The organism is Longimicrobiaceae bacterium (genome assembly GCA_035936415.1).
Classification (GTDB): domain Bacteria; phylum Gemmatimonadota; class Gemmatimonadetes; order Longimicrobiales; family Longimicrobiaceae; genus JAFAYN01.
The window spans coordinates 18,653-27,232 of the sequence record DASYWD010000294.1 but is presented as its reverse complement, the minus strand read 5'-3'; the positions used below and the strand labels follow the sequence as shown (position 1 = coordinate 27,232).

5 protein-coding genes are annotated in these 8,580 nt (G+C 72.8%); 2 read left to right on the top strand and 3 right to left on the bottom strand.

The window, feature by feature from the left end; translation table 11 throughout:
• Positions 1-167 precede the first annotated feature (167 nt).
• Positions 168-1,865, bottom strand: a complete 1,698-nt coding sequence (locus tag VGR37_11885) for a beta-N-acetylhexosaminidase (protein HEV2148095.1) — start codon at positions 1,863-1,865, stop codon at positions 168-170.
• 183 nt (positions 1,866-2,048) lie between these two features.
• On the bottom strand, positions 2,049-4,193 hold the full coding sequence (gene glgX, locus VGR37_11880; protein ID HEV2148094.1) for a glycogen debranching protein GlgX: 2,145 nt from the start codon (positions 4,191-4,193) through the stop codon (positions 2,049-2,051).
• Between the two features lie 135 nt (positions 4,194-4,328).
• Here glgX and VGR37_11875 point away from each other — a divergent pair, with 135 nt between their 5' ends.
• Both VGR37_11875 and VGR37_11870 read left to right on the top strand, forming a co-directional pair.
• Positions 4,329-5,462 carry a YbdK family carboxylate-amine ligase gene (locus VGR37_11875; protein HEV2148093.1) on the top strand — a complete coding sequence of 378 codons (1,134 nt, stop codon included), beginning with the start codon at positions 4,329-4,331 and terminating at the stop codon, positions 5,460-5,462.
• Positions 5,463-5,953: 491 nt separating this feature from the next.
• Positions 5,954-6,997: a phosphotransferase gene (locus VGR37_11870; protein HEV2148092.1), complete on the top strand. Its 1,044-nt coding sequence runs from the start codon at positions 5,954-5,956 to the stop codon at positions 6,995-6,997.
• 21 nt (positions 6,998-7,018) lie between these two features.
• Here the strand turns inward: VGR37_11870 and VGR37_11865 are convergent, their stop codons facing one another.
• A complete protein-coding gene (locus VGR37_11865; protein ID HEV2148091.1) occupies positions 7,019-8,092 on the bottom strand; it encodes a methyltransferase in 1,074 nt (357 codons plus the stop codon).
• Between the last annotated feature and the right edge of the window lie 488 nt (positions 8,093-8,580).

The following is an 8,580-nucleotide window of genomic DNA, read 5'->3' as shown; positions in this document are numbered from 1 at the left end:
GGTCCACGCCCGCACGGACGCCGAGTGGCGGGAGGCCGCCGAGCGGCTGCGGGGGGCGTACCGCCTGTCGGCGGAGCCGGTGGAGCGCCCGGCGGCGCGGTTCGAGACGGTGGGGTGAGGGAGTGCGAAGTGCGAAGTGCGAGGTGCGAGGTGCGGGGGACCACTGATCAGGGCGCGCGGTAGCGCACGCCCAGCGCGTCGAGGCGCCTGAGCTGCGCGGGAAGGCGCTCCTGGAAGCTCTTCCAGGAGCGGCGCTCCACGGGGGTCCAGAGCGCCTCGGAGAGCGCGATCACCCGGGGGAACGCCATGTACTCCACCTCCCCGGGGGTGCGCAGGTGCTCCGTCCACACGCTCCCCTGCCCTCCCAGCACCCGCTCGCGCTCCCCCGGCCCCAGGTCCGGGGGCACCGGGTCGAAGTCGTACACCACCCGCAGCGGGATCACGTTGCCGATCCCCAGCGGCTCGGAGGCCGGGTTGGCCTGGTAGTGGTCGAAGTAGAGGTGCGTGTCCGGGGCCATAATCACCTCGTGCCCGCGGCGCGCAGCGTCGATCCCGGGGAGCATCCCCCGCCACGACATCACCACCGCCCCGGGGGGGATCCCCCCCTGCGCGATCTCGTCCCACCCCACGTACCGGCGCCCCTGCGCCTCCAGGTAGCGCCCCACCCGCCCCACGAAGTACGTCTGCAGCGCCTCCACGCCGGCGAGCCCCTCGCGCCGCATCACCTCCCGCGCCACGGGGCTCTCCGCCCACTGCTCCTTGCGCACCTCGTCCCCGCCCACGTGGACGTACGGGCCCGGGAACAGCTCCATCACCTCGTCGAGCACGTCCTCGAGGAAGGCGAAGGTCCGCTCGCTGGGGCAGAGCACGTCCGCGTGGATCCCCCACCCCGTCGCCACCTCCACCGGCGCGCCGGAGCACGACAGCTCCGGGTACGCCGCGATGGCCGCCCGCGCGTGGCCCGGCATCTCGATCTCGGGGACGATGGTGACGTGCCGCGCGGCGGCGTACGCCACGATGTCGCGGACCTCCGCCTGCGTGTAGAAGCCGCCGTGCGGCCGCCCGTCTCCCGCGGCGGCGCCCAGCCGCCCCACCATCGTTTCCCGCCGCCACGCCCCCACCTCCGTGAGGCGCGGATGCTTCCGGATCTCGATCCGCCACCCCTGGTCGTCGGTGAGGTGCCAGTGGAAGTGGCTGAAGCGGTAGAGCGCCAACAGGTCCACGTACTTCTTGACGAACTCGGGCGGCATGAAGTGGCGGGCCACGTCCAGGTGCATCCCCCGGTAGGCGAAGCGCGGCGCGTCCTCGATCTCCACGGCGGGGACGGCCCACCGCGCCCTCCCCGTGGACGCCCGCGCCGGGGCGATGCCGCGCCAGTCGGCGCGGGCCCGCACGGCCTCCTCGACGGCCGGGGGGAGGAGCTGCCGCAGCGTCTGCGTGCCGCGGAAGAGCCCCGCGGGCGTGGCCGCGGCGAGCACCGCGCCCTGCTCCGTCACCGAGAGGCGGTAGCGCTCGGGGCTGTCGCCCGGGAGCTCCGCCGCCAGGCGCAGGACGAGGGCGTTCCGCTCCGGGCCGGACGCCGGGGCCGCGGAGACCGGGAGCGGAAAGCCCGACGCGGCGCGCAGCGGAGCGGCGAGCAGCTCCGCGACGGAGCGCACCTCCGGGTCCGCCGGGTCGGCGAGGAGGAGGCGCGTGCTCCCGTCCAGCACGAACTCGCCCCGGGCGGGGCGGAGGGTGGCGGGTGCGGGGACCACGGGGTAGCGGCGCGCCCACTCCAGCGCGGGGTCGTCGCGTCCGTGGGAGACGAGGTCGGTGCAGCCGGCCGAGAGCAGCGCTCCGCAGAGCAGTGCCGCGAGGGGTCGCATCGGTCGTGAGGGGCGGCGGGGATCCGGAAGAGGCGGGAGACGGGGAGCAGGCGCATAATGTGGCGCGCCCCTGCGCCCGCCGCCAGCCCGGGGCGGCCCGGGCGGGGAGCTACGCCTTTCCGGGAGCGGACGGGATCGCCCGGGAGTTCCATCGGGCCGAGCGGCGCGGCCGGCGGGGGCCGCTCAGTCCTCCTTCTCGCACTGCCGGAGCACCACCAGGGAGCGCCCCTCCAGCTCCAGCCGGCTCCCGGACTCCAGCGCCTCGCCCTCCTCCTGCTCGGAGGCGGGGCGGCCGGTGTCGAGCACCCGCTCCCAGCAGGCGGGGGGCGGGATCTGCGGGAGGGTGAAGGGGATGGTCTCCGGAGCGCCGTTGAAGAGGAGCAGGAAGTTGTCGTCCCGCACCCGCTCCCCCTCCTCGCTCCACTCCTGCATCGCATCGCCCCCCAGCAGGACGCCGAAGGAGCGGACCAGCGGCGTGCTCCACTCCTCGTCGTCCATCTCCTCCCCGTCCGGCCTCAGCCAGCGGATGTCCTCCAGCTCCGAGCCGCGGATGCGGCGGCCCTGGAAGAAGTGACGGCGGCGGAAGACGGGGTGCTCCCGCCGCAGCGTCGCCACGCGTCGCGTGAACTCCAGGAGGTCGCGGTCCCGCTCGGAAAGGTCCCAGTCGAACCAGGAGATCTCGTTGTCCTGGCAGTACGCGTTGTTGTTCCCGCCCTGGGTGCGGCCCATCTCGTCGCCGCCGCAGAGCATGGGCACCCCCTGCGAGAGGAGGAGGGTGGCGATGAAGTTCCGCCGCTGCTTCTCGCGCTGGCGCAGGACCTCCGGGTCGTCGGTGGGCCCCTCCACCCCGAAGTTGTAGGAGAGGTTGTGGTCGTGCCCGTCGCGGTTCTCCTCCCCGTTTTCCCGGTTGTGCTTCTGCTCGTACGAGACCAGGTCGTTCAGCGTGAAGCCGTCGTGCGCGGTGATGAAGTTGATGCTCGCGTGCGGCTTGCGCCCGTCGTCGCCGTACAGGTCGCTGGAGCCGGTGAGTCGGAACCCCAGCTCCTGCAGCGTCTCGGGGTCGCTCCGCCAGTACGCCCGCACCGCGTCGCGGTACTTGCCGTTCCACTCCGCCCAGAGCACGGGGAAGTTCCCCACCTGGTACCCGTCCGGCCCCACGTCCCACGGCTCCGCGATCAGCTTCACCTCGGAGACCACGGGGTCCTGGTGGATCACGTCGAAGAAGGAGGAGACGCGGTCCACTCCGTGGTCCTCGCGCGCGAGCGTCGGCGCCAGGTCGAAGCGGAAGCCGTCCACGTGCATCTCCTGCACCCAGTAGCGCAGGCTGTCCATGACCATCTTGAGCACCTGCGGGTGCCGCGTGTCCACCGAGTTCCCGGTGCCGGTGTAGTCCATGTAGAACCGGGGGTTCTCGTCCACCAGCCGGTAGTAGCCGGAGTTGTCGATCCCCTTGAAGGAGAGGGTGGGCCCCAGGTGGTTCCCCTCCGCGGTGTGGTTGTAGACCACGTCCAGGATCACCTCCAGCCCCGCCCGGTGCAGCGCCTTCACCATCTCCTTGAACTCGCGGATCTGCCCGCCCCGGTCGCCGCTCCCGGAGTAGCGCGCGTCCGGGGCGAAGAAGTTCAGCGTGTTGTATCCCCAGTAGTTCACCAGCCCCTTGTCCAGCAGGTATCCGTCGTCCACGAAGTCGTGCACGGGGAGGAGCTCGACGGCGGTGACCCCGAGGGACTTCAGGTGCTCGACCACCGCCGGGTGCGCCACGCCGGCGTAGGTGCCGCGCAGCTCCTCCGGGACGTCCGGGTGCAGCATGGTGAGCCCCTTGACGTGGACCTCGTAGATCAGGGTCCGGTGCCAGGGGGTGCGGAGCGGGCGGTCGCCCTCCCAGTCGAAGGCGCCGTCGACCACCACCCCCTTGGGCATGGCGGCCGCGCTGTCGCGCCCGTCCCGGGCCAGGTCCCCGGCCGGATCGCCCAGCGGGTAGCCGAAGATGGCCGGGTCCCACTGCACCTTGCCGGCGACGGCGCGCGCGTACGGGTCCAGGAGCAGCTTGCTGGGGTTGTAGCGCAGCCCCCGCCCGGGCTCGTACGGCCCGTCCACGCGGAAGCCATAGAGCTGCCCCGGCCCCAGCCCGGGCACGTACCCGTGCCAGACGTGCGCGGTGACCTCCCGGAGCCGGACCCGGGCCGTTTCCAGCGTGGGGTCCTCGGCGTCGTAGAGGCATAGCTCCACCCCGGCGGCGTTCGGCGAAAAAAGGGCGAAGTTGACCCCCTCGCCGTCCCACGTGGCTCCGAGCGGGGAGCGCCTCCCCGGCAGCATCCTGATCTCCATCTCACCTTTCCTGTGCGTCGCCTCCCGGCCGTTCAGGCTGCCGGGGCGAAGCAAATCGGGTGCCCCGCCGCCGCCTGCCCCTGCCGCCGGGCACCCGGATTGCGGACTGGCGGAACCCACCCGTACCGCGAGACAATGAACGAATTCACCGTCGGCGTGGAGGAGGAGTACCAGCTCGTCTCCCCGGAGACGGGCGGGCTCATCAGCCGTGCCCGGGACGTGCTGGAGCTGGACTGGAGCGCGGAGCTCCACCCGGAGAACCAGCAGACCATGCTGGAGATCGGGACGCACGTCTGCCGGTCCGCCGCGGAGGTGGACCGGGAGCTCCGGCGCCTGCGCCTCCAGGTGGCCTCCACCGCGGCCGCGGCGGATCTGAGGATGGTGGCGGCGGGGATCCACCCTTTCAGCCGCTGGGAGGCACAGGAGCGCACCCGGGGGGAGCGCTACGAGCGCATCCTGGAGCGCTACGGGAGGGTGATCCGGACCGAGCACATCTTCGGGATGCACGTGCACGTGGCCGTCCCCCCCGGCCACGATCGCGCGCGGCTGATGAACGGGGTGCGCGGCTACATCCCGCACCTGCTCGCCCTCGCGGCCAGCTCCCCCGTGTACGAGGGCGAGGACACGGGGTACGCCTCGTACCGCACCATCATCGCCCACCGCCTCCCGCACACCGGACCGCCCCCCTGCTTCCCCTCCGACGACCGCTTCCGGGAGTTCGTCGGCTTCCTGATGGAGACCGGCGCAATCGAGGACGAGTACACCCTGTACTGGAGCATCCGCCCGCACCCCGAGTACCCCACGCTGGAGTTCCGCATGACCGACGTCTGCCCGCGCGTGGAGGACGCCGTCGCGATCGCGGCGCTGGTCCGGGCCCTCGTCGCCACCGCGGCGGAGGGGAAGCTGCCGCTACCCGGAGCCGCGTGCTCGGAGTCGGCCACGGACGAGCTGCTCGCGCACAACGAGTGGGAGGCCGCACGCTACGGGCTGGACGCCACGCACGTGGACCCGGCGCTCCCCGGCGGGAAGGAGACGCTGCGCGATGGAATCCACCGGCTGCTGGAGCGCGTCGGCCCGACAGCGGAGCGGCTGGGGGACGCGGAGGCGCTCGCCGGGATCGAGGCGCTGCTGGCGCGCGGCAACGGGGCGGAGCGGATCCGGGCCATGCTCCCCGAGTGCGAGGGCCTCGCGGGGGTCGTACAGTGGCTCGCCCGGGAATCCGTCCTGGGGGTGGGGCTGGACCGCCGCCGCAGCCAGCGCGAGGCGTGAGGTCCCGGCTATACGGATGCGGATCGTGATCCCGACCCGGGGAGCGGAGGCACCGAGTGGACCTCAACACCGGGCTGGCCCGGCTGCACGAAGAGGTACGCGTCCCCGCGCTGCTGCGGCGGAAGTTCGACCCGGAGGAGTTCTGGGGGGCGGTGCTCCCCCGCGTCGACTGCGCTCCGCCAGTTCCGCCGCGCGTACTCGGCCGGGATGCGGAGCGCGCGTCGGCGGGACCGGCACGCAAAAGGCCCCGCCGCTTTCCGGTGGGGCCACGAGGCAAGGAATCGAGTGTGCCTCCCGGGGCAGCATCGCCGGACTCCCATGAGGGGCGTACCGCGTGATCGCTGCCCCGGGAGGCCAGAGTCTCCATCGCAATGGCCGTGCCGGGGGATGGTCGGGTGGAGGCGGGTGCCCGGCGGCCTCCGGCGTGCGGCTCCCGGGGTCGCCCCGAACTTGCAAGGACGCCGCCCCACACACTTCGGCGGAGGGGAACGGTGCAAGGGATCGGAACGGTGGGACCGGCGGAGATCGCCGCGATCGCGCGGGACACCTTCGGGGCGGAGGCACGGGTGGAGTCGGCGGAGGAGATCACCGCGATCGTGCACGACGGGGTGATCCGGAGGGCCGGCCCCAGCCGGAACCCCTCGTACGTCGTGCGGGTCGCCGGCGTCCCGGACCCGCTCGTCTTCCGCTTCCACGGCGGGGTGTGGGAGGACCGCTACGACCACGAGGCCCGCTGCTACGAGGTGCTCGCGCGCCACACGGGGGTGCGGGTGCCGCGGATCCACCGCATCGACCGGAGCGAGCGGATCGTCCCCACGGCGTACATGGTGCTCGACTACCTCCGCGGCGAGCCGTGGCGGTACCTCACCCACCCGCGAAACACCCGGGTGACGGAGGCGGAGAAGGCGGAGATCGGCATCCGGACCGGGGAGTTCTACGCGCGGGTGCACGGGATCACCCGCCCCGTGGCGCCGGGGGAGAACGAAGCGAGCCGGGTCCGGTACATGTTCGAGCGCCTGCAGGGCGCGGTGCTCGACGGCCACTTCCCCGTGGCGCCGGAAAAGGTGGAGCGCTGCCTGCGCGCGGTGGACCGGGAGCCGCGCTTCCGCAACCGGGTGGCGTCGCTCTGCCTGGCGGACACGGAGATCTTCTTCCACAGGGAAGGCGGGGCGTGGGAGATCGCCTTCGTCTGCGACACCGAGTGGATGGAGTACCGGGACCCGTACTCCGACCTGGCGCTCGTCCTGGCCGGGTCCGCCGAGCTCTGGGAGCTGGACGAGCCGCTGGCGCCGGACCCCGCGGAGTTGGCCGTGCGCCCCTTCTTCCGGGGGTACGAGGGCCTCCGCGAGGTGGACCCCGCGGAGCTCGTCCACCTCACGGCCTACTACCAGCTCGGGCTCTGGGGGAACCTGCTCCACGTCGGTCCGCCGGAGAAGCGGGAGTGGATCCGGGCCGCGAAGGGGGAGCTCGTCCGGGAGCTGGTCGACCGCGTGGGCCGGCGCGCGGAGCGCCCCGCCGCCTCCACGGCCCGCTGACCCCCTCCGGGGCCGCTCCCGTCAGGCCACGGCGGAACGGCGCGCCGTGCGCTCCCGCCCGCGCGGCCTCCTCGCAGCGACCGGCACCTTCCGCGCGACCATGAAGTTCTTCGCGGAGGAGGTCAGGTGGATCTTCTCCAGCTCGAAGCCGAACTCCCGGATCCACTCCCCGTACTCGGGAGCGCTCCGCTCCATTCCCTGCGCGGTCACCAGCATGTTCATGCTCTGCCGCGCCACCTGCAGCGGACCCGTCTTGTCGTCGTTGAGGAGGTACTCGCCCAGGATGAGGAGCGCTCCCTCCGGCGCCGCCTCGGAGATCTTGCGGAGGAGCTTCGAGCCGCCCTCCCTGTCCCAGTCGTGCAGGATGAAGCCCATGGAGTAGGCGTCCGCTCCCTCCGGGAGGGGATCGTTCCAGAAGTCGCCCGACTGGAAGCGGAGGCGGTCGGAGAACCCCGCCCGGCGGATGAAGTCCTCTGCGATGGGCTGCACCTGGGGCAGGTCGAAGACGACCCCCCGCAGCTCCGGGAACTGCTCCGCCAGGGCGATCAGGAAGGCCCCGCTCGCGCCGCCCACGTCCACGACGCTCCGCACCTCCCGCAGCTCCTCCGCGCGCGACGCGAACTCCGCCGCCGGCGCGTAGGTGATGGTGTGCATCCCTTCCATGAAGGCGCGCAGCGCGGGCGGGTTGGAGTACTGGTCCTCGGTGGGCGGAGGGCCGCCCGGGAAGGCGAGCTCCCACTGCGCCCGGCCCTCCTGCAGCGCCTCCTTGCAGTAGTTCCATGCCGGGTAGAGCACGTCGCGGACGTGGTGGAACATCGCGCCGGCGTACCCGGGCTTCCCGCGCACGAGCTTCTCCGATGCCTCGGGCCCGTTCACGTACCGCCCGTCCGGCGCCTTCCGCACCAGCCGCAGCGCGCAGAGCGCCACCAGGAGCCGCTCGGCGGACTCCTGCGGGAGCCCCGTCCCCTCCGCCACCTCACCCGCCGTACGAGGCCCGGCGTCCAGCACGTCGAAGACGCCCAGCTCCTCCGCGGTGAGGAGCGCCTGCGAATCCATGAACCCCAGCGCGCACTCCCAGATGTCGACTCCCGCCATGTTCCATCCTTTCTCGGGTGAACGTCGGGCCGGCGCGTCCTCGGCGCGTCCGGCGCGGATGATGACCGCCTTCGGCTCCCGGTGGACGATCCGGTGCGGCGTCCCCTCCCGGAACGCCTCGAAGGTGCGGTGCCGGTCGAAGCAGTGGTCGGGGGAGCACGTACCCCCAGCACGCGAACCCCTCTTCGCGCTCGGGCGTCTCCATGTCGGTGTGGACCAGCACCAGGCCGCCGGGCCGGGCCAGGCGGAGGAGCTCCTCCAGGTGGGGCCGCGGCAGCGCACCGCGACGAGGGGGGCGGCCCTTCCCGGGTGCCGCCGTCCGGCAGTCGCTCCAGGCCCCATCCTCCTCCTCCCGAAACTCGACCCGTCCCGGTGGAAGCTGCTTCCCCGGGGAAGCAGGCCATGATCGTACGGTCGGCGTCTCGCAAGCGAGGTGCCGTACCCGCGGCTGTTCTGCAGGCCCGGAGCAGGGGCAGCCCGGCTGCCCC

Coding starts and splice junctions, on each gene's coding strand:
- VGR37_11865 (HEV2148091.1), bottom strand. CDS start 8,092: ATGGCGGGAGTCGACATCTGGGAGTGCGCGCTGGGGTTCATGGATTCG.
- glgX (HEV2148094.1), bottom strand. CDS start 4,193: ATGGAGATCAGGATGCTGCCGGGGAGGCGCTCCCCGCTCGGAGCCACG.
- VGR37_11875 (HEV2148093.1), top strand. CDS start 4,329: ATGAACGAATTCACCGTCGGCGTGGAGGAGGAGTACCAGCTCGTCTCC.
- VGR37_11885 (HEV2148095.1), bottom strand. CDS start 1,865: ATGCGACCCCTCGCGGCACTGCTCTGCGGAGCGCTGCTCTCGGCCGGC.